This is a genomic window from Leeuwenhoekiella aequorea, assembly GCF_004104375.1.
Lineage (GTDB): Bacteria > Bacteroidota > Bacteroidia > Flavobacteriales > Flavobacteriaceae > Leeuwenhoekiella > Leeuwenhoekiella aequorea.
This window is the reverse complement of the sequence record NZ_QOVM01000004.1, coordinates 165,518-184,940: the sequence shown is the minus strand read 5'-3', so window position 1 is coordinate 184,940 and position 19,423 is coordinate 165,518. Positions and strand designations below refer to the sequence as shown.

Annotated in this window: 22 protein-coding genes; 9 read left to right on the top strand and 13 right to left on the bottom strand. The window is 35.8% G+C overall.

Annotated features, from left to right (window positions below; genetic code table 11):
• Window positions 1–31 precede the first annotated feature (31 nt).
• Window positions 32–1,396, top strand: coding sequence for a sigma-54-dependent transcriptional regulator (locus DSM00_RS10440; RefSeq protein ID WP_128757955.1), 1,365 nt, complete (start codon window positions 32–34; stop codon window positions 1,394–1,396).
• Here the strand turns inward: DSM00_RS10440 and DSM00_RS10435 are convergent.
• The gene (locus DSM00_RS10435; RefSeq protein ID WP_128757954.1) at window positions 1,386–3,782 is read right to left on the bottom strand and encodes a hybrid sensor histidine kinase/response regulator; all 2,397 of its coding nucleotides are present in this window, start codon (window positions 3,780–3,782) and stop codon (window positions 1,386–1,388) included. The genes DSM00_RS10440 and DSM00_RS10435 overlap by 11 nt on opposite strands.
• Before the next feature lie 290 nt (window positions 3,783–4,072).
• Here DSM00_RS10435 and DSM00_RS10430 point away from each other — a divergent pair, with 290 nt between their 5' ends.
• Window positions 4,073–6,292 (top strand): TonB-dependent receptor, encoded by a 2,220-nt coding sequence (locus DSM00_RS10430; protein WP_128757953.1) that lies wholly within the window; start codon window positions 4,073–4,075, stop codon window positions 6,290–6,292.
• Between the two features lie 49 nt (window positions 6,293–6,341).
• On the opposite strand, the gene DSM00_RS10425 is transcribed toward DSM00_RS10430, so the two are convergent.
• Window positions 6,342–6,791, bottom strand: a complete 450-nt coding sequence (locus DSM00_RS10425; RefSeq protein ID WP_128757952.1) for a hypothetical protein — start codon at window positions 6,789–6,791, stop codon at window positions 6,342–6,344.
• Between the two features lie 168 nt (window positions 6,792–6,959).
• Between DSM00_RS10425 and greA the strand changes: the two genes are divergently transcribed.
• Entirely contained in the window at window positions 6,960–7,436 is a 477-nt protein-coding gene (gene greA, locus DSM00_RS10420) for a transcription elongation factor GreA (protein WP_128757951.1), read from the top strand.
• 51 nt (window positions 7,437–7,487) lie between these two features.
• Complete coding sequence (locus DSM00_RS10415; protein ID WP_128757950.1) at window positions 7,488–7,877, top strand: HIT family protein; 390 nt, start codon at window positions 7,488–7,490, stop codon at window positions 7,875–7,877.
• 54 nt (window positions 7,878–7,931) lie between these two features.
• Here the strand turns inward: DSM00_RS10415 and DSM00_RS10410 are convergent, their stop codons facing one another.
• Genes DSM00_RS10410 through DSM00_RS10400 form a run of 3 tightly spaced genes read right to left on the bottom strand, consistent with a single transcriptional unit; the run spans window position 7,932 to window position 10,058 of the window.
• Complete coding sequence (locus tag DSM00_RS10410) at window positions 7,932–8,285, bottom strand: hypothetical protein (RefSeq protein WP_128757949.1); 354 nt, start codon at window positions 8,283–8,285, stop codon at window positions 7,932–7,934.
• 34 nt (window positions 8,286–8,319) lie between these two features.
• Window positions 8,320–8,907, bottom strand: coding sequence for an NUDIX domain-containing protein (locus DSM00_RS10405; RefSeq protein ID WP_128757948.1), 588 nt, complete (start codon window positions 8,905–8,907; stop codon window positions 8,320–8,322).
• The gene (locus DSM00_RS10400) at window positions 8,907–10,058 is read right to left on the bottom strand and encodes a sensor histidine kinase (RefSeq protein ID WP_128757947.1); all 1,152 of its coding nucleotides are present in this window, start codon (window positions 10,056–10,058) and stop codon (window positions 8,907–8,909) included. Before DSM00_RS10400 ends, DSM00_RS10405 begins: the two co-directional genes overlap by 1 nt.
• Before the next feature lie 181 nt (window positions 10,059–10,239).
• Here DSM00_RS10400 and DSM00_RS10395 point away from each other — a divergent pair, with 181 nt between their 5' ends.
• The 3 genes from DSM00_RS10395 (at window position 10,240) to aat (ending at window position 12,270) form a co-directional block, all read left to right on the top strand.
• Window positions 10,240–11,121: a flavin reductase family protein gene (locus DSM00_RS10395; protein WP_128757946.1), complete on the top strand. Its 882-nt coding sequence runs from the start codon at window positions 10,240–10,242 to the stop codon at window positions 11,119–11,121.
• Between the two features lie 34 nt (window positions 11,122–11,155).
• Window positions 11,156–11,536, top strand: coding sequence for a DUF3127 domain-containing protein (locus DSM00_RS10390; RefSeq protein WP_128757945.1), 381 nt, complete (start codon window positions 11,156–11,158; stop codon window positions 11,534–11,536).
• 95 nt (window positions 11,537–11,631) lie between these two features.
• On the top strand, window positions 11,632–12,270 hold the full coding sequence (gene aat / locus DSM00_RS10385) for a leucyl/phenylalanyl-tRNA--protein transferase (RefSeq protein WP_128757944.1): 639 nt from the start codon (window positions 11,632–11,634) through the stop codon (window positions 12,268–12,270).
• A gap of 1 nt (window position 12,271) precedes the next feature.
• Here aat and DSM00_RS10380 read toward each other — a convergent pair whose 3' ends face one another.
• The 3 genes from DSM00_RS10380 to DSM00_RS10370 are packed head-to-tail and all read right to left on the bottom strand — an operon-like array spanning window position 12,272 to window position 14,056.
• Window positions 12,272–12,964, bottom strand: a complete 693-nt coding sequence (locus tag DSM00_RS10380; RefSeq protein WP_206633802.1) for a DUF2490 domain-containing protein — start codon at window positions 12,962–12,964, stop codon at window positions 12,272–12,274.
• Complete coding sequence (locus DSM00_RS10375; RefSeq protein WP_128757942.1) at window positions 12,927–13,481, bottom strand: hypothetical protein; 555 nt, start codon at window positions 13,479–13,481, stop codon at window positions 12,927–12,929. The genes DSM00_RS10380 and DSM00_RS10375 overlap by 38 nt, the downstream gene beginning before the upstream one ends.
• Window positions 13,478–14,056 carry a DNA-3-methyladenine glycosylase I gene (locus tag DSM00_RS10370; protein WP_128757941.1) on the bottom strand — a complete coding sequence of 193 codons (579 nt, stop codon included), beginning with the start codon at window positions 14,054–14,056 and terminating at the stop codon, window positions 13,478–13,480. The genes DSM00_RS10375 and DSM00_RS10370 overlap by 4 nt, the downstream gene beginning before the upstream one ends.
• 93 nt (window positions 14,057–14,149) lie before the next feature.
• Here DSM00_RS10370 and DSM00_RS10365 point away from each other — a divergent pair, with 93 nt between their 5' ends.
• Complete coding sequence (locus DSM00_RS10365) at window positions 14,150–14,788, top strand: thioredoxin family protein (protein WP_128757940.1); 639 nt, start codon at window positions 14,150–14,152, stop codon at window positions 14,786–14,788.
• Here the strand turns inward: DSM00_RS10365 and DSM00_RS10360 are convergent.
• The 5 genes from DSM00_RS10360 to DSM00_RS10340 are packed head-to-tail and all read right to left on the bottom strand — an operon-like array spanning window position 14,766 to window position 18,347.
• Window positions 14,766–15,500 (bottom strand): hypothetical protein, encoded by a 735-nt coding sequence (locus DSM00_RS10360; protein ID WP_128757939.1) that lies wholly within the window; start codon window positions 15,498–15,500, stop codon window positions 14,766–14,768. The two genes, DSM00_RS10365 and DSM00_RS10360, sit on opposite strands and share 23 nt — an antisense overlap.
• A gap of 52 nt (window positions 15,501–15,552) precedes the next feature.
• Window positions 15,553–16,260, bottom strand: coding sequence for a tRNA pseudouridine(55) synthase TruB (gene truB, locus DSM00_RS10355; protein WP_128757938.1), 708 nt, complete (start codon window positions 16,258–16,260; stop codon window positions 15,553–15,555).
• Between the two features lie 31 nt (window positions 16,261–16,291).
• A complete protein-coding gene (uppP, locus tag DSM00_RS10350) occupies window positions 16,292–17,089 on the bottom strand; it encodes an undecaprenyl-diphosphatase UppP (RefSeq protein WP_128757937.1) in 798 nt (265 codons plus the stop codon).
• Complete coding sequence (locus tag DSM00_RS10345) at window positions 17,090–17,410, bottom strand: DUF3098 domain-containing protein (protein ID WP_128757936.1); 321 nt, start codon at window positions 17,408–17,410, stop codon at window positions 17,090–17,092.
• A 58-nt stretch (window positions 17,411–17,468) separates the two neighbouring features.
• Window positions 17,469–18,347 (bottom strand): cell division protein FtsX, encoded by an 879-nt coding sequence (locus tag DSM00_RS10340; protein ID WP_128757935.1) that lies wholly within the window; start codon window positions 18,345–18,347, stop codon window positions 17,469–17,471.
• 133 nt (window positions 18,348–18,480) lie between these two features.
• On the opposite strand from DSM00_RS10340, the gene DSM00_RS10335 reads away from it, so the two are divergent.
• Window positions 18,481–19,407, top strand: a complete 927-nt coding sequence (locus DSM00_RS10335; RefSeq protein WP_128757934.1) for a ketopantoate reductase family protein — start codon at window positions 18,481–18,483, stop codon at window positions 19,405–19,407.
• Window positions 19,408–19,423 lie beyond the last annotated feature (16 nt).

Sequence of the window (19,423 nt, the reverse complement as noted above, 5' to 3'; positions counted from 1 at the left end):
TAGTACTTTTAAATTTATAAAATAAAAGCAGTTGACTAGTATTCTTATTATTGAAGATGATGTGGCATTTTGCAAAATGCTAGAAACCTTTTTAGGCAGGCGCAATTTTAAAATCACAAGCGCATTTACTGCAGAAGAGGCTTTAAAAACTCTCAAATCATCTACTATAGATTTAGTGTTGACTGATGTGCGTTTGCCAGATGATGATGGCTTAAGCATATTAAAATATGTTACTACGCTTCCTAAAGAAATTCCGGTAATTCTTATGACAGGCTATGCAGAAGTCAACAAAGCTGTGCAAGCTATGAAAGAAGGGGCTTTTGATTATATTTCAAAACCGGTACGGCCAGATGAATTACTTCAAATTATAGAGAAAGCGCTTCAGACGGATACTACACCTTCGGCAGCAAAAAAGCCCGAGAAAAAAGGATATGTAGCACCTCTGGATAAGAAGGAAAGTTTAAACTCAAAATACATTAAGGGTATAAGTGATGCCTCTGCAAAACTCAATCAATATGTAGACTTAGTAGCGCCTACAAATATGTCTGTATTAGTTATTGGAGATAGTGGTACAGGGAAAGAATATGTTGCAAAAAACATTCATGATAGAAGTAAACGCAGTCAAAATCCGTTTATAGCAGTTGATTGTGGAGCAATCCCAAAAGAATTAGCTAGCAGCGAATTTTTTGGTCATAAAAAAGGATCATTTACAGGTGCTTTGTCCGATAAAACCGGACATTTTGAGGCCGCAAACGGAGGTACTTTGTTTTTAGACGAAATAGGAAACCTTTCTTATGAATTGCAAGTACAGCTTTTACGTGCTTTGCAAGAACGTAAAGTAAAGCCAGTAGGCGCAAATACAGAAATTCCGGTAGATATACGAGTTGTTGCAGCTACAAATGAAGACCTTTCCGAAGCGGTAAAAAAAGGTGATTTTAGAGAAGATTTATATCACAGACTCAATGAGTTCTCTATTAAAGTACCTCGATTGAGTAAGCGTAAAGAAGATTTACGGTTGTTTGTAAGTTCGTTTCTTGAACGAGCAAATAAAGAATTAGAAAAGGATGTTACTGGTTTTAGTGAAGAGGCTATGCGAGCCATGGAAAACTATGACTGGCCCGGAAATCTTAGAGAATTACAAAATATTGTTAAGCGTACTGTATTACTAAGTCAAGAAAGCACAATTAATATAGACTTGTTGCCAGTAGAAATCACTGCATTTAAAGGTGAAGATTCTAAACAGGATTTCAGTCTGTTTAAAAATGCTAATGAACAGGAACTCATTCTGGATGCATTAGAAGAGGCTAATGGTAATAAGAGTAAAGCAGCACGAATTCTCAACGTAGATCGTAAGACGCTTTATAATAAACTAAAGCAATACGATATTAAGCTGTAAATTTTTCACGTAAATCTGCCAGCATTTCTTGTGTAGTGTTATCTACAATTGTAATTAAAGATTTCAACACCTTTTTAGAGAGTAATGTGCCTTCAGGATTTTCTAATTTCTCCAGTATTTTTATTATTTGTCCTGCTTCTAATTGCCGCATCATCGGAAGCATTTTATGAGCGACTTCTTTTAATCTTTCGGGGTCCTGGGCGTATGTATTGAGTGCTTTGAGATTTTCTTCAGCGGTTTCTATAAATACTAAAATAATAGACTTTAAGGATTCTGGGTCACCATCGGCAAAAACAGATAAGGTTTCTAAATTGTATAATGATTCGGATGTATCAGATTTACGATCTTCAGTATCTATTGAAAAATCAATGTCGTTAATTATAGCAATTAAATGATCTGGTTTATAGGGTTTTTTTAGGTTTCCTGTAAAGCCTAGATTCTTATAATCTGAATCTTCCAATTTCCCATTTCCAGATAATGCAATGACCGGAATAGTTTCAAACTTTTTTAAAGCTCTAATCTTTTTAATGAGTTCGATCCCATCAAGAACAGGCATTTGTATATCTGTAAGCACTAAATCAAAATTTTCTTCTTGAAGTAAATCAAGTGCTTCGAGTCCGTTTTTTGCGGTGCGTATACTGTAAGGGAATTTTTTTAATGTCTCCTGAGCAAGTTTAATTTGCATAGGTTCATCATCAACTAGTAGAATTTGTTTTGGAGTCAAATCTTTCTTGTTGTCTGAAGGTAAAGTATTTATTTGATTTGTACTTTGAGTACTCTTCTCAATAGGAATAATCAACGTAAACGAACTCCCTTTGCCAAGATCGCTTTCTAAAAGAAGTTTACCATTTAATAAATCTGCCAACTTCTGAGAGATCGAAAGGCCAAGTCCAAATCCTCCATATTTCTGTGAAATATGATCTTCAGCCTGCGAAAATTCTTGAAAAATAAGTTTCTGCTTGTGTTTAGCGATTCCGATCCCTGTATCTTTAATAGAAATTTTTAGATCTTTCTTATCCAGTGCTGCAGTAACAGTAATTGATCCTGCATCTGTGAACTTATACGCGTTAGTAATTAAATTCGAAAGTATCTGTTTAATACGAAAAGGATCGCTTAAATAGAGATTATCCAGTGTTTGCGGTATAGCCACATTAAGTGTGACATCGGGTTTACCTTTAGCAGGAACAGCCACCGTAATTACATCTTCGATAAGATTTTTAGGATTGAAAGGTATCTTCTCAATTTTAATTTTTCCAGCTTCTAATTTCGAGAAATCCAGTAAGTCATTTACTAACTGAAGCATGTACTCACCAGATTTTCCTATTGTCTGTAAATACCGATTTTGTGTATCGTTTACTGCTGTTTTTTGAAGTAGATCTGTAAACCCTAAAACTGTATTTAGAGGGGAGCGCATATCATGCGTAATCGTAGCCATCAATTGTTCCCGACTTTTGAGCAAGTTTTGTGCTACTTGATTGCTTTTTTGTAATTCGGAATTGTATTGCTGACTTCTTGAAGCATCTTTAAAAATCATTATGACAAATCCTAAGGCCAGTATAATACTTATAATCCCGATGATTTTTAAGGTTTGAGAAATCTCTTCGATACGTGAATTAAGAAGATCTTCCCGCTGTTTAGCAGATAGCATACCTTCTTGTTCAAACGAACTCAAGAGTGTTCTGATTTTTAAGTTGATCTCTCGATCATTTTTAAGTAAGTTGTTCTCTTTATTTATAATGTCTATTTCCAGCTGTTTTTTTCGGTCTTCAATTTTAGCAAGCGTTTCTCTAACCGTTTTTGCCATCGAAGTAAGATTTTGATCTGGATCTGCATTATCTTTTCTCAGATATTCTAGATAATCTACAATCACTTTCTTAGTATATGCGTCTACAGAATCTAAGCGCGGATCATTTTTATAATCCTCAAAATAAATATCCTCTTTGGTAAGTTCAGATAAAGCTTCATCATAATAATTACGCGAGTACTGCTCTCTACGCAATTGCACCATAGTGCTTATATTCTGGGTTTTTGTTCGTAATAATATTTGAATACTATCGAGTTGCTGTATGAGCATTTTTGTAGTGGTAAGTGCTCGCAAAGAATCGAGTTGCGGCGATATACTGTCTACGATAACACGATACTGTTTAAATTGATCCTGAGACCCGGTTGCCATCGCAGTTCTGCCTATAGTTTCTGCCTCATAGAGGTAACTAAGCGCGTTGCTTGTGTAGGTAAGCTTCTTATTTGTAGTCCCGTTTTCTTTTTCTGGATAGATAAACGTTTTGATCTGAGGATAAATAAACCAAACTCCCACAATTATTAAAAGTGCAATAAGCAGATATCCCGCCAGCACTTTTAAAGTAATAGATCGCTTTGTATTTTTCATAGGTACATATTCAATTTAAAAATAATCTTATGTAACATAAAAGCCCTTAATTTTTTTATAAAAGCAGAACTATTGTACTACATTTGCCGCTCAATCTCAAAGGGGTGCTTAAACTTTCTATTTAGAAATGCAAGCTGAGATCACACCCAATGAACCTGGGCAGGTAATGCTGCCAAGGGAAACGTTTAAAAAGTATAGATGTATTCAACATTGCTTTTAAACAACATTGCTTTTTTTATTTAATAATTTTAAAGAATAATCGCCCCTTTTATTCGTAATAAATTTTACGAATGAAAACTCTTTTATTTGCGTGCATTGCTTCCGTAACAACTTTAGGAACATTTGCACAAAAAACACCATCAGACACTACAAGTGTCAATACCTTAAATGAAGTACTGGTAAAATCTGTGCGTGTAAACGCAGATTCTCCTATTACCTTCAGCAACCTTTCTAAAGCCGAAATTAACGAGCGAAATTTAGGTCAGGATCTTCCTATTTTACTTAATTATTTGCCTAGTGTAGTTACAACATCAGATGCGGGTGCCGGTGTGGGTTATACCGGTTTTCGTGTTCGGGGAACTGGAAATCAAGGTATCAACGTTACTATAAATGGAATTCCTTATAATGATTCTGAAAGCTTGACAACATTCTTTGTTAATCTTCAGGATTTTAGCAGCTCTGTGCAGAGTTTACAATTGCAGCGTGGTGTGGGAACTTCTACAAATGGTGCCGGTGCTTTTGGAGCAAGTTTAAATATACTTACTGAAGCAATAGACAACAAAGCATACGCCGAAGTTAGTGCTTCAGGAGGATCATTTAATACTCGTAGAGCCAATGTGAAATTTGGGACAGGATTAATTAATGAACACTATAGTTTTTCAGGAAGATTATCAACGATAAAGTCTGATGGGTACGTTGATCGCGCCAGCTCTGATTTAAAATCCTATTATTTGCAAGGAGGATATCGCGATGAGAATACCTTGATTAAGGTTATAGGTTTTGGAGGTGCTGAGGTTACTTATCAATCGTGGAATGGTATAGATGCCGAAACACTGGCAACAGACAGAACCTTTAACCCTATAGGCTTTCAATACGATGATGCCGGAAACCTGCAAGGTTTTTATGACAATCAAGTAGATAATTATAAGCAAGACCATTTACAAATTTTATGGAATCAAAAATACAGCGGCGGCTGGTCTACTAACCTCAGTTTAAACTATACAATGGGACGTGGCTTTTTTGAAGAATATGTGGATTCGTGGTATTACGCGAATGTCAATTTTAGTGATGATGCTACTTTTGACTTTATAGGCTGGGAGCCGTATCAAGTTGAGGGTTCTTTACAAACTGATACCGATTTAGTACGTCGTCGCTGGTTAGATAATCGTTATTATGTAGCTAATTTAACTACTAATTATTCAGACGAAAACATCGATTTTGATGCCGGGGTTTTCGGTAGTATATACAGCGGTGATCACTATGGCGAAATCACGTGGGCTCGATATTTTTCACAAACTGAAGAACCGGGTTACCGTTATTATTTTGGGACAGCAGATAAGAATGAGTTTACCACATTTGCTAAGGCTACGTGGCGAATAAACGATACCTGGAGTGTTTTTGGAGATTTACAAGGTCGTTTTGTAGGTTATGAAACATCTGGTCTCAATGACGATCGGGAGGATTTTGTAATTGATAAAAATTATTCATTTTTTAATCCTAAAGCAGGGTTAACTGTTACTCTTGATGCCTCAAATAAGGTTTATGCCTCTTATGCGCGGGCAAACCGGGAACCTAATCGTACCGATTTTGAAAACGGAAATCCAGTTGCAGAAAGCCTCAATGATTTTGAATTAGGCTATCGATTTACTAAGGAGCGAGCTCGTATTTATGCAAACCTGTATTATATGGATTATCGTGATCAGCTAGTATTAACAGGAGCGATTGATGATGTGGGCGCTCCTATACGTCAAAACAGTGGGTCAAGTTATCGACTGGGATTAGAGGTGGAAGCTGCTGTAGAGCTTATGCCAGGTATGCTGGCGATGTCTCCAAATATTGCTTTAAGCACAAATAAAAACAGAGATTTTGTTTTTGAGAGAGATGGAGTTTTACAAAATTTAGGTAATACAACAATTTCTTTCTCTCCAGAAATCGTTGCAGGAAATCGATTAGACTATTATCCTATCCAAAATTTAAGATTATCCCTTCTTTCAAAATTTGTAGGAGAACAGTATTTGGGAAATATTGATGCAGCAAGTTCTAAACTTGATAGCTATTTTATAAATGACTTCAATATACAATATGACCTGCAAAATATAGGATTTGCAAAATCAATTACATTAACAGCATTAGTGAATAATATTTTTAGTGAAGAGTATGTTTCAAACGGATATTTCTTTACCTATGATGATGACTTTACAAATCCAGGTACAGTAACTACTATTGAAGGTGCCGGTTATTATCCGCAGGCAAAAATTAATTTCTTAGTGGGAGCGACTGTGAGATTTTAGGGGACTTATAGCGTTGCTATACAGCCGGCATCTGCCGGCTGTTTTTATTTTAATTAGAGACAATAATGTTATTTCCGCTTTGCGAAATACGGTATTCTACTAGAGTATAGGGTAATTGCTTACTTAAATCCTGACCTGTATATAATGTATACTCATTTCCTTCGCATGAACATGCTGCTTCTACTCCATTCAACGCCATTGCCGAGCAATAATTAGGTACGTGATTGGGATCTGTAGCTTCCCAGGCACGTATTCCTGCACCGGTATTAATTACAAAAATACCACGTACGCCGGCATTAGATACGTAAATCGCATTTCCCGGAAATTGTAAAACACTATACTCTGGGAAATTCGTGTTTAGATTAATTGAAAAAGAGATAGGATTGACATTAGGATTTGTAGTTCGATTGTCGTCTGTACTACAAGAAAATAAAAGTGCGCAGAAGATATATGCAGCAATACAATTTCCTGTTAATTTTAGTGAATGAGTAATTGTCAATTTATAAGATTTTAAAAGTAAGAATTAATAAATTCGTATATTAGCAACACATAATCCCGTTTTTGATGGGATTTTTTGTGTTTATAGCTCTGCGAACGAATTAAGGCTGCAAAAGGCTAATGATAAAACGAAGATACGCAGATTACATTGTATTTAATAAATGAAGTTATGAGTAAGGTAGCATACTATACAGCAGAAGGATTAAAGAAATTAAGAGACGAACTTAACCAGTTAAAAGATGTTGAGCGTCCTAAATCTTCTCAAGCTATTGCCGAGGCAAGAGATAAGGGTGATTTAAGTGAGAATGCAGAATATGATGCAGCTAAAGAAGCACAAGGAATGTTAGAAATGCGTATTTCTAAAATGGAAGAAATAGTTGCTAATGCACGTATTATAGATGAATCTCAGTTAGATACTTCTAAAGTGCTCGTTCATTCTACGGTTAAAATCAAAAACCAGGTTAACGGCAGTGAAATGAAATATAAACTTGTAGCTCAAAGTGAAGCCGACTTAAAAACCGGGAAAATTTCGGTTGATTCTCCTATTGGTAAAGGTTTATTAGGTAAAAAAGTAGGGGATGTTGCAGAAATAAGCGTTCCTAACGGAACGGTTAAGTTTGATATTGTTGAAATTACAAGAGACTAAATTCCATTTTAAGGCTTTAATAAAATTGAAAAAGTAATTTAAATAACAACGATGGCATCTGTTTTCACTAAAATAATAAATCGCGAAATTCCTGGTCATATCGTAGCAGAAGACGATAAGCACATAGCAATTCTAGATGTTAATCCTAATGCAAAAGGTCACACACTTTGCATTCCTAAGAAAGAAGTAAACAAACTATTTGATCTTGATCAGGATGATTATCTACAGCTAATGAGTTTTAGTAGAAAAGTGGCAATCGCACTCGAGAAAGTTATTGACTGCAAGCGTATAGGGGTATCAGTAATAGGCCTTGAAGTGCCACATGTTCACGTGCATTTAATACCGCTAACAACTATGGATGATGCCCGATTTATAGAGAAAAAATCATTTACCACGGATGAGTTTAAAGAATTGGCTGCTAAAATAAATGCCGCTCTATAGTTAAATATTGATCCAATAAAGTTATTTAAGCCTCGAATTTACTTCGGGGCTTTTTTATTGTTGTTGTAAACTATAAATAGCAAAAGCGGCACCTGCAATAGCAAGAGTAATACCTACAAAAAGACCTACTGCAAGTGGTTTAAAACGAGTATAAGTTTGCGGGCTTCCCATTCGTTTTAGATTGTACAAATAAACCCGATCAATCTCATCTGTCCAGAGTGCAGGATAGATAACAGTCTCGCAGTGACTGCAATTAAGTTCTCCTTTAATCTCCTTTGTGGCTTTGCTTACCATTTTAGTTTCTACAATTTTGTTAGAAAAACTAAACACAAGGCCATCTTGGGCAAAACATTTAGGACAATTGTTACGTATTTTGGACTCCCCAAATTTAACGTACGAAGTAGGCATAATTCCATCTGTTGATTGATGCCGCTAAATTAAATTATTTAGCTAGATCCACCAGATTAATTTGTGCATATTGAAGGAGCATAATAGTTTTAGCATCTTTAATGGCTCCTGTTTTTAATAGTTTAAGAGCGTCTTGAAACTGGTATTCAAGAACTTCTATATTTTCAGTTTCATCAGAAGCGCCGCCGCCTTCCGATACTTTTTGTTTTTCAGAATATTCAGCTATAAAGAAGTGCAAAATTTCGGTCACAGATCCTGGAGACATATAGGATTCAAATATTTTTGTAGCGTTAGCTAGTTTATAACCGGTTTCTTCTTCTATTTCTTTAAGAATAGCAGTTTCAGGATCATTTTCATCGAGCAGGCCTGCGCAAGCCTCTATCATCATTCCGTCCTTATTTTTATTTAGATATGTGGGCATTCTAAATTGACGCGTAAGAATTATAGACTTTCGCTGTAAATTATAAAGTAGTACTACCGCTCCATTTCCTCGGTCGTAAGCTTCCCGAGATTGTTTTTCCCATACTTGATCATTGCTGAGGTATTCAAAATCTACTTTATGAAGGGTATACCAGTTGTCTGATAATACAGAAACTTTCATATTTCTTATGCGATCATTCATTAATCTACTAGTTTGAGAGCTATTTGAAATGTCGTTCCTTTATTTATCTCACTATGTAAAACGCGTACTTGCCCATCGTGATATTCTTCAATAATACGTTTTGTGAGCGATAAGCCAAGACCCCAGCCTCGTTTTTTTGTAGTATAGCCGGGTTCAAATATGGTTGAGAAATTCATTTTAGGTATTCCTTTTCCAGTATCTTTAATTAGGATTTTAGCATAGCGCGTATCTCTTTTTAACGTGAGTTTCAAAGCTCCTTTTCCTTTCATGGCATCGATAGCATTTTTGACAAGGTTTTCTATACTCCAGGCAAAAAGTTCTTTATTAAGCATAACATACAGCTCTCCTTGTGGCACATCTATGTCAAAATCGATAAGTTTTGAACTGCGTTTTGACAAGTATTCAAATGCCTCCTGTGTTTCTAAAATGATATTGGTGCGCTCTAATTTTGGAATACTCCCTATTTTAGAAAATCTACCGGTAATCGTCTCCAGTCGCGAGATGTCTTTATTTATTTCTACAAGGTATTCTGGATTTACATTTTCACTCTTTAAAATCTCTGTCCATCCTACTAGGGATGATAAGGGAGTTCCTATTTGATGAGCCGTTTCTTTAGCCATTCCTGCCCATACTAAATTTTGTTCTGAAGCCTTTGAAGTTGCGTAGAAGAAATAAATTAAGGCAATAAAGAGAATAACGATAATTACCAAAACAATGGGGAAGTATTTCAATTGGTTTATAACTGGAGAATGGCCATAATAGGCATATTGCAAATCCCCGCCTGTAATATCAATACGTATAGGTTCATTTTCAGCAGCCATTTCCATCAACAACTCTTGAGACTTTACAGCATCTTTTAAAACCGACTCTGCGATATTAATGCTGTTTACAATACTGTCCTGATCATCGGTTATAATTATAGGAATGTATTGATTCTTAGAATTAATTTTTTGACTAAGCGCATAATACTGATTTATATCTTCAGTATTAAAAGCTTCCATAGAAGAGGCCCAGATTTGCATACGATCTCGTTCTGATTGCTTAAGCTGATCAAAAAACAAAGAAACATTCCACAAAATAAGGGCGGTTATGACAACCGCAGCAAATATGATAAACCAGCGTGAAAAGCGCTGATCTGGATTAAAGGTCATACTATTATTGTCTTAAAAAGGGTAAAAAATTATACGCAACGGCCATCTGCAAATCTTAGATTTTTTAACCAATTATCATTAGTCTTTAACTAATAGACTTAATTAAATATAATGCATTTCTAACGCAATTATTGTAATCAAAACGGTTTTAAGTATACGGCTGTATGCCTACCTTTGCAAAATGAGCAAAGAATTTGTTACAATTGATCCTGCAGAGACAGATAATGCCAGCGTTTATGGTATTTTATCTGGAGCAATAGGTCCGCGCCCTATAGCATTTGCAAGTACTCTCGACGCAGAGGGAAGGCCTAATCTGGCCCCGTATAGTTTTTTTAATGTATTTAGTTCTAATCCTCCTGTGGTCGTGTTTTCGCCAGTGCGAAGAGGCAGAGATAACACTACTAAGCATACATTAGAAAATATCATAGCTACGGGTGAGGTTGTAATTAACAGTGTGAGCTATGCGATGGTGCAACAAATGTCGCTTACCAGCACAGATTATGATGCAGGTGTAGATGAGTTTGTTAAAGGTGGTTTTACAAAGGAAGCCTCTGAATTAGTAAAGCCGTACAGAGTCAAAGAGGCTCCGGTTCAGTTTGAATGTAAGGTAAAGGATGTTGTTGCCTTGGGTACAGCAGGAGGCGCAGGAAATTTAGTGATTTGTGAAATTGTAAAAATACATTTGCAGAAGGCGATTTTAAATGCAGACAATTCTATAAATGAACATAAATTAGATCTTGTTGCCCGTATGGGAAGCAACTGGTACACCCGAGCAATTGATGGTATGTTTGAAGTGCCAAAACCTTTGCGTAATTTAGGTGTGGGTGTAGATCAAATACCAGAAGAGTTTCGTTTAAGTACTATTCTTACGGGTAATGACCTCGGAAAACTGGGAAATATTGAGCGTGTTCCTTCTAAAGAGGAAATTAGTGCATTTTTAGAACAAGATGATGCATTAAAACTGCTTGTAGAGCATAAAGACACAAATGCACTACATTCAAAAATACAAGATTTAATTAATCAAGATAATACAGGTGATGCCTGGAAATTAATTTTAGCCTAAATTGTAGAGGCTTTTATAATACTAAATAACAACGATGGAAGTACAGGGAAAAGTAAAAATGGTAGGCGATACGCAAACGTTTGGAAGCAATGGCTTTAGAAAGCGTGAAATTGTAGTAACCACAGAAGAGCAATATCCACAACATATTATGGTTGAGTTTGTTCAAGACAAGACAGACTTACTTGATAGCTACAAACCGGGTCAAAATGTGAAAATAAGCATTAACCTACGTGGTCGTGAATGGGTAAACCCACAAGGTGAAACAAAATACTTTAATAGTATACAAGGATGGAGAATCGAAAATCTTGAAGGTTCTTCTCCTAGTGGAGCAGGAATGCCTCCTGTACCACCGGCAGATCAATTTGAACCGGCATCTAATTTTGATGATGACGATCACGATGATTTACCATTTTAATAGATTTTAAAATTTTAAACACCCCCTGCAATTTTAAAATTGCAGGGGGTGTTTTTTTTAACGTATAACTTCTTTCAAATTTAATACTTAGCATCATCGTTTATATTAATGAACATCAGCCGTTTCCAGATTACTCGTATGCCGATGATGACGGGTTGCTGGCAGTAGGAGCAGACCTCTCTGTAAACCGACTGTTAGATGCCTATTCTAAAGGAATTTTTCCATGGTATAATGATGGGCAGCCTGTTTTGTGGTGGTCACCAGATCCTCGAATGGTTCTTAAGCCCCAACAGATTTACATCTCAAAATCTATGCGTAAGGTTTTAAGATCTAATTTATTTGAGGTTACGTATAATACAGCATTTATAGATGTCATGCTTAACTGTAAACGTATTAAACGTGAGGGGCAAGTAGGTACCTGGATAACTAATGAAATGTTAGAGGCCTATCAAAAACTTCATCTATTAGGTGTTGCAGAGTCTATTGAGGTCTGGCAGAATGGTCAATTAGTAGGTGGTTTATATGGTTTAAATCTTAAAGATAAGCGCGTTTTTTGTGGAGAGAGTATGTTTGCTAAAGTGAGTAATGCTAGCAAAATTGCACTTATCAGTCTTGCTCAAAAATTAGAATTGCTCAATTATAAATTAATCGACTGTCAGGTTTATACAGAACATCTGGATAGTATGGGCGCATTAGAAATAAGTAGAGCAGAATTTCTTAGCTATCTACAATAATCTATAAATCTATTTTAGCAGCAGTATAAATAAACACTCTGTTTGAGGCTTCTGAAGTGTAATCTTCTTTTCTATATTCTAAAGAAAGCTGAATTTTTAAAGCCGAATTTAATTTTGTCCCTATAGTAGCCATCAAACGCTGATTAAATTCTGGAGATTCTAGTTTATTTAGTGTGTAGAGTGTTTCTATCGATAACGCAGAATAAAATTCGCCTTCATCTAATGTTAAACCTTGAAGCGGGAAATCGAGTCCCAATCTATAGCGTAACCTATAAGCCGTTTCTTTTGAGAAAAATCGTTCTTCTACGCGTAAACGATGTCCTAAGCGATACTGGTTGTAAGATTTAGCATAAGCATATTGTTGGGTAAGGCGTATTTCATCACTACGTTGCTCATCAAATAATTCTCTCGATCTGTACCGGAGCCCTAAACTTAGATTTCCATAAAAACCGCTTTGATACGTTGTAAAGTGAGTTAGCTCTACATGATCTGCTTTCAACGAATTTTTAATAGGTAAATAGTTTCGGTTTGTAACTTCAAAATTATAACTCCATCGAGTTTCATTCTTGAAATTCAAAGAAACTTCATGCTGACTTAAATACTGTGTGTCTTGTGCAAATAAGTTTAACGGAAAGAGTAATGTAAGTAGTAAGTATCTAAAATAATAAAAAGTCATAAGATTGTCTAACTGCAATGCGTAGGTTTAAAAACTCCCCTTTTGTATCAAACGTCATTTCAAAGCGCTCTAGTTTATTCGTCTTGTTTTTTGTGGCAACTATAAGTTCCCAGGCGTCTGGATTTTGATAAGGTTTTGTTTCTAATGAATTTAATTTCTGATATTGAGCTTGAATTTTTTCGATTTTAAAATGCTCGTAATTTGCGGTCAAGTGATTTTCTATAACGGTCATTACCTCCTTAGATTTTATCTTACGAATTTCAACTTCTATATCTTGTAGTTTTCCTTCCTCAGAAAATTCTACACTGTATTTATTTTTTCCGAATTTGAATTTTGATTCAAAACTCGTTTTTGATCCGTCGTTTTCTAGATAATGCTTTAATCGTTTTTTAGCTACAGGTATTTTTTTTAAAATTGACAATGCCTCTTTAGGCATTTGACTTTCATTTATCCGTTCTTCATATTCTCTTTTTTTTTCTTGTGCTTGGAGAGAGATACAAAAACAAATTGCGATTATAAGAAGTTTCGATTTCAAGGTGTCGAAGTTTTAATTTCATCATATCTAAAACAGTTTACCTCGTGATCATTTACCATACCCGTAGCCTGCATAAAAGCATAAATAACCGTTGAACCGGTAAATTTAAACCCTCGCTTTTTTAAGTCTTTAGATAAAGCATCGCTCATAGGTGTGGTAGCTGGAGATTGTTTATAATTTTCTATTGCATTTTGAATAGGAGTACCGCCTACAAAGTTCCAAATATATGTAGAGAACGAACCAAATTCTTTTTGAATTTTAATAAACGACTGTGCATTAGTTACAGTAGCCATTATTTTTAATCTATTTCTGATAATTCCGGGGTTGGCCCGCAATGATTCTAACTTATCCTCTTTATAATTTGAAATTATTTTATAATCAAAGTTATCAAATGCTTCTCGGAAGTTTTCGCGCTTGCGTAATATCGTAATCCAACTTAAACCTGCCTGAAAAGTTTCTAATATTAAGAATTCAAATAGAGTAGCATCATTATAAACAGGTACTCCCCACTCGGTATCGTGATAATGTTCATATAAAGTATCTCCTACACACCAGCCACATTTATGAATAGCCATAACTAATATTTTGTGTTTTAAAGATAGGGATTATTAGAAATCTGGCGCAGTGGTAAGGTGTAAGTAAAAATAATTTTTACCGACTTTTTATTGATGAAATCCACAGCTATTGAAATTCAGGAATTTGCAAAACAGGCCTTCGATAATGCGATGACGTATGCAGATTATCGAGTGCTCGTTGCAAAACATGCAGCCTCATTTACAAGTACTGGCCATACACAAACAGAGGCTTTATCTAATTATACCGTTCTTAATGATAAACGTATGAAACGGTGGGATAAAACCCTTCGGTTTACCGAAGAACAGGAAGTCGAAATTAAAAATCTCGACAGGCCTTTAAACTGGTTATTACTTACTGAAAGTTGGTGTGGAGATGCACCTCCAGCAGTTGCTGTTATGAATCGTATTGCCGAATTGCAACCTGCTATCACATTGAAGATTATTTTGAGAGATGATAATCCGCAATTAATGGATGCTTTTTTAACTAATGGCTCTAAATCAATTCCTAAACTTATTATTCAGGATTCGATTACTCAGGAAATTCTTACCTCCTGGGGTTCGCGATCTGCAGCCGCTCAACAACTAGTTGATGATCACAAAGCTCAATATGGTGAAATCAAGCCTTCTTTTAAAGAAGAATTACAAATGTGGTATAACAACGATAAGGGAAAATCTGTAGTTGCAGAACTACTTATTTTATTGAAAGCTCTTAACCTTGAAACTCAAAGGTAATTGTACCTAATTGCGAAGTGCGCTTACTGTCGTTAAACAAAGCTTGCTGCGCATATTCTAAAGCTTGATCCAGTAGACAACCGTTAGTGGTAGTTGAGGCTGCTTTGTTATAGTAAGCTCTGGTAACACTGCCTAGATTTGATACTTCGATATTTATGACAACTTTTCCGGTTGCATCACACGTATATACCGGATTAGGTATTTTTATAGCATTTCGCTCATTCAGGTTATAGGAGACTGTGCTTCTTCTATAGCTTGATGTATTTACTTTAGAAACTTGTTTTGAGGTCATACTTTCTCCTGCAGACTGTTTTTCTTTTCTTCTCTGTTTTAATAAGGCGATACGTTGTTGATAATCAGGAAAAGCTTCATCATCACCATCATTATCTTCTGAAGGACCTGCTGTTTGAGAATCGGTTTTTAGTGCATTGTCAACTTGATTCTGCTGACTAAAAAACCGGTTTGCCTCACGTACTAATCGGTTGCTGCTCTGTGCTTGATTAGTCATTTTTTGATTTAGCTGCTCGGCTTCTTCGAGCTCTTGAAGTTCTTCTGCTTCTAAAGGTAATTCTTCAATAATAGGAATAGGAATAAACTCTTCAATTTGTGAAGAATCATAAGGCTTAACACTCAAAAAGAAAAACACCAAAACAAAGATACTAGCACCTGTGAAGGTGATTAACATAGCTTTATCTTCTGGGGATAGTCTCATAAATATAAAAATACAATTTCAGTGCTGTTAAACAGAACGATAGAACTAGCTACTAATTGTGTTTTATGTGGCTACTTAATGCAGACTCAAATTCTTCAAGTGTAATCGCATCATCCACTTTATAATCACCTATTTGTGTACGGCGTAGAGCAGATAAATGCGCTCCGCTATCTAGCGCTTTTCCAAAATCATTTGCTAGAGATCGTATGTAGGTACCTTTACTGCAACGTACTTCAAAATCTACTTCAGGGAGTGCAATACGTGTTATTTTGAATGAAGAAATATGTACTTCACGTGTAGGTATTTCTACTTCTTCTCCGGCCCGGGCAAATTCATAAAGGCGTTTACCTTCTTTTTTTAAAGCTGAAAAAACTGGCGGTTTTTGCTGAATGCTTCCTGTAAATTTTTCGGTAGTTTTGTGAATTAAATCTTCAGTAATATGTGAAGTAGAAAAGGTCGCGTCTACTGAAGTTTCCAAGTCATAAGAAGGAGTCGTACTGCCCAGCACAAAAGTTCCTGTATATTCCTTTTCCTGCCCCATAAATTCTTCAATACGTTTTGTGAATTTACCGGTGCAAATTATAAGTAAGCCTGTAGCAAGCGGATCTAAAGTACCCGCGTGACCTACCTTTATTTTTTTAATGTTGTAAGTTTTCCGTATGAGCCAGCGTGCCTTATTTACCAGCTGAAACGAGGTCCAGTTAAGTGGTTTGTCAAAAAGTAAAACCTGCCCTTCTTTAAACTCTTCTTCTGTGTGCATACTAAGTTACTGTTGTTGTAGGAACTAATTTTTATAGATTATAACATCCAAAACCTACAGCGATAATTCCTACCAGTAGACAGTAGATAGCAAACCAAGAGAGTTTGCTCTTTTTTACAAGTTTTATCATCCAGGTACAAGCAATTAAACCACTTATAAATGCAGCAATAAAGCCTATTAAAAGAGGCGTGAAATTACCGGATGTAGTAGTAATTTCACCACCTAAAAGATCTTTGGCTATTTTTCCAAAAATTAAAGGAACCACCATTAAAAAAGAAAATCGTGCCGCTTTGCTTTTATCATTTCCTAATAATACCGAAGTTGAAATAGTAGCTCCGCTACGAGAAATACCAGGTAGCATAGCTATAGCTTGTGCTACACCTATCGTAAATGCGTTACTAAAACTCACTGGTTTTTGAGTGTCTTTTGCTTTATCTGCAAGCCATAAAAGTAGAGCAGTAACAATAAGCATCATCCCTACTAGGAATATATTCCCGTTAAATAAAGATTCTAATTGTTCTTCAAAAAACAAACCTATTACAACGGCCGGAATCATTGATAATATAATCTTTACGGCAAATTGCGATTCCTCATTCCATTTAAATTGAAATAGGCCTTTTACAATGTCAAAAATATCTTTTCTAAAAACGACAAGTGTACTTAATGCAGTTGCAAAATGAAGTACTACGGTAAATAAAAGACTTTCTTCGGGTAATGTACTGTCTCCTAAAATAGCCTTACCCAGTTCGAGATGACCACTTGATGATACCGGTAAAAATTCGGTAAGTCCTTGAATTATACCAAGTATTATAGCGTCTATTATATCCATTTACTTTGTATGCTTGTCCTTAGGAAAAGTTTCTGAGACTTCATCTTGTGTAGTTGATGAAGAGGCATCCGGGTTGAGTAATATGGCATAAACCTCAATACCAAAACCTATAAGTACTAAGGCTGGAGCCAGACGTATACGTCTCCAGTTATAAATTTCAGGGTTAAAAACGTTAGGGTCGTCACTTCCTCCACCAGACATTAGGATAAAACCTAGTGCAATAACACCAAGTCCTATAAGCATAACCTGATAATTTTTTTTCTTAAATATAAAGCTACTGCGGTGCAGTTCGTTTCTTTTTTTTCGTTTTTGTTCTCCCATTTCTCGTAAAGAGTTAATGTTATATGTTAAAAGAGATTAATCTCTCCCTAATCAAATTTTAATAATACAGTTCGTCTGTTCTTAAATTCAAGAAGCGCTGTGTAGCTAAAAAAGTACTAAACCACGTAATAACTACGCTGGCGACAAATACCCCTACAAATAGAATAGCTAAAATCATTTTATCGCGTAGTAGTTCAAGTTCGGGGAATGTTTCATTTAGATAATACAAAACAGCGGCCATTCCCGCTAATGCAATTATAGCGCCTACCATTCCCAGTTTCATACTTAGCCAGATAAAAGGTCTGCGTATAAAGCCTTTTGTTGCTCCTACCATTTGCATGGTTTTAATTGTAAATCGTTTAGAATAAACGGATAGTCTAATAGCACTATTTATAAGCAAAACGGCAATTAGCGTAAAAACGCCACTTATGATTATTATCCAGAGGCTAATTTTTTTGATATTGTCATTGAGTAATGAGATTAATGGCTGGTCATAATTCACCTCTTCCACAAAATCTTTAGTCATCAATTCATCAGCGATTTCTTTTACCTGAGCGGCAGAAACAAAGTCTGCTTTCATATACACATCAATAGAATTTTGAAGCGGGTTGTAACCTAGAAAATCCATAAAATTCTCACCTATCTCTTTGCTATGTTCTTCTGCAGCTTCTTCTTTAGAAACAAATTGAGTAGATTTTGTGTAGTCTGCAAGTGCTAATGTCTTTTCGAGCTGCTTCATTTCAACATCCTTAGCGTCGTCTTTTAAATATACGGTAAGTGCAATTTGCTCTTTAAAGTGATCTGCAACTTTCTTAGAGTTGAGCACTAAAAGACCTAATAAACCCAATAAAAAAAGCACCAAAGCAATACTTAAAACCACCGAGAAATACGATGAGATCAATCTGCGGCGCTGAAACTTTTCAAAAGATGACGACATGAGGCTTACTAAAATTTTGCGTAAAAATACTAAAGTTCGTGCTTCTTAAACGCACCCTTTCTGCATTTTGTATTTTTAGTTTGTCTTTTTCAGAATAACAGTGTTCTTAAACTTAAAATATAAATAGAAAACGATGAATATTCTTATATATGGTATAGGTGGTGTAGGTGGCTATTTTGGCGGAAAACTCACACAGACAAAACATAATGTAACCTTTATCGCTCGCGGTGAACATCTCAAAGCGATACAGGATAATGGGTTAGATGTTACCAGTTATAAAGGTGATTTTAAAGCGACTCCAGATCTTGCCACAGATGATTTGAGTAAAATACCTACTCCAGATCTTGTAATTTTAGGTGTAAAATCTTGGCAGGTAAATGATACGGTAAAAAACCTGAAGCCTTACATAAAGCCGGAAACATTTTTTTTGCCTCTGCAAAACGGAGCGGCAAATGCCGAAATGATTCTTGAAGTGCTTCCAGATGCACAGGTTTTAGGTGGATTGTGCCGCATCGTGAGTTTTGTAGATGGCGCTGGCAAAATAAAACATCCGCATTTTGAACCCAGTATTACTCTGGGAGAGCTTGATGGCAGTCTTACAGATCGAGCAAAAAGAATCAAAGAAATGTTTGAAGAGGTAGGGCACGTTACAGTTCACTTAGTAGATAATATTCAAGTAGAGATTTGGAAAAAGTTTTTATTCATCTGTACCATTAGTGGTCTTGGTGGTTTGGTGCGTGTACCTATGGGAAAAATTAGATCTAGTGATTATCTTTTTAATATGATGAGAGATACGGCTCAAGAGATTTTTAAAGTAGCAAAAGCTAAGGGCATCAAGCTTACCGAAGCGCATATGGATGCTGTTTTTGAAGCGATTCAAAATCAGGGAGCAGATGTTACTGCTTCTACACAGCGCGATATTATGGAGGGCAAGCCTAGCGAACTCGATAATTTTAACGGTTATATTGTGAGGGAAGGGAAACGTCTTGGGGTTCCGGTTCCTATAAATGAGCTCATTTATGAATGCCTTAAACCTATGGAAATAGAAGCACGATCCTAGCTTTATAGCTTTCGCG

Excerpts from the sequence above, each read along its gene's own strand:
- DSM00_RS10435 (WP_128757954.1), bottom strand. The coding sequence starts at position 3,782 with ATGAAAAATACAAAGCGATCTATTACTTTAAAAGTGCTGGCGGGATAT.
- DSM00_RS10430 (WP_128757953.1), top strand. The coding sequence starts at position 4,073 with ATGAAAACTCTTTTATTTGCGTGCATTGCTTCCGTAACAACTTTAGGA.
- greA (WP_128757951.1), top strand. The coding sequence starts at position 6,960 with ATGAGTAAGGTAGCATACTATACAGCAGAAGGATTAAAGAAATTAAGA.
- DSM00_RS10415 (WP_128757950.1), top strand. The coding sequence starts at position 7,488 with ATGGCATCTGTTTTCACTAAAATAATAAATCGCGAAATTCCTGGTCAT.
- DSM00_RS10410 (WP_128757949.1), bottom strand. The coding sequence starts at position 8,285 with ATGCCTACTTCGTACGTTAAATTTGGGGAGTCCAAAATACGTAACAAT.
- DSM00_RS10405 (WP_128757948.1), bottom strand. The coding sequence starts at position 8,907 with ATGAATGATCGCATAAGAAATATGAAAGTTTCTGTATTATCAGACAAC.
- DSM00_RS10400 (WP_128757947.1), bottom strand. The coding sequence starts at position 10,058 with ATGACCTTTAATCCAGATCAGCGCTTTTCACGCTGGTTTATCATATTT.
- DSM00_RS10395 (WP_128757946.1), top strand. The coding sequence starts at position 10,240 with ATGAGCAAAGAATTTGTTACAATTGATCCTGCAGAGACAGATAATGCC.
- DSM00_RS10390 (WP_128757945.1), top strand. The coding sequence starts at position 11,156 with ATGGAAGTACAGGGAAAAGTAAAAATGGTAGGCGATACGCAAACGTTT.
- DSM00_RS10370 (WP_128757941.1), bottom strand. The coding sequence starts at position 14,056 with ATGGCTATTCATAAATGTGGCTGGTGTGTAGGAGATACTTTATATGAA.
- DSM00_RS10365 (WP_128757940.1), top strand. The coding sequence starts at position 14,150 with ATGAAATCCACAGCTATTGAAATTCAGGAATTTGCAAAACAGGCCTTC.
- DSM00_RS10360 (WP_128757939.1), bottom strand. The coding sequence starts at position 15,500 with ATGAGACTATCCCCAGAAGATAAAGCTATGTTAATCACCTTCACAGGT.
- truB (WP_128757938.1), bottom strand. The coding sequence starts at position 16,260 with ATGCACACAGAAGAAGAGTTTAAAGAAGGGCAGGTTTTACTTTTTGAC.
- uppP (WP_128757937.1), bottom strand. The coding sequence starts at position 17,089 with ATGGATATAATAGACGCTATAATACTTGGTATAATTCAAGGACTTACC.
- DSM00_RS10345 (WP_128757936.1), bottom strand. The coding sequence starts at position 17,410 with ATGGGAGAACAAAAACGAAAAAAAAGAAACGAACTGCACCGCAGTAGC.
- DSM00_RS10340 (WP_128757935.1), bottom strand. The coding sequence starts at position 18,347 with ATGTCGTCATCTTTTGAAAAGTTTCAGCGCCGCAGATTGATCTCATCG.
- DSM00_RS10335 (WP_128757934.1), top strand. The coding sequence starts at position 18,481 with ATGAATATTCTTATATATGGTATAGGTGGTGTAGGTGGCTATTTTGGC.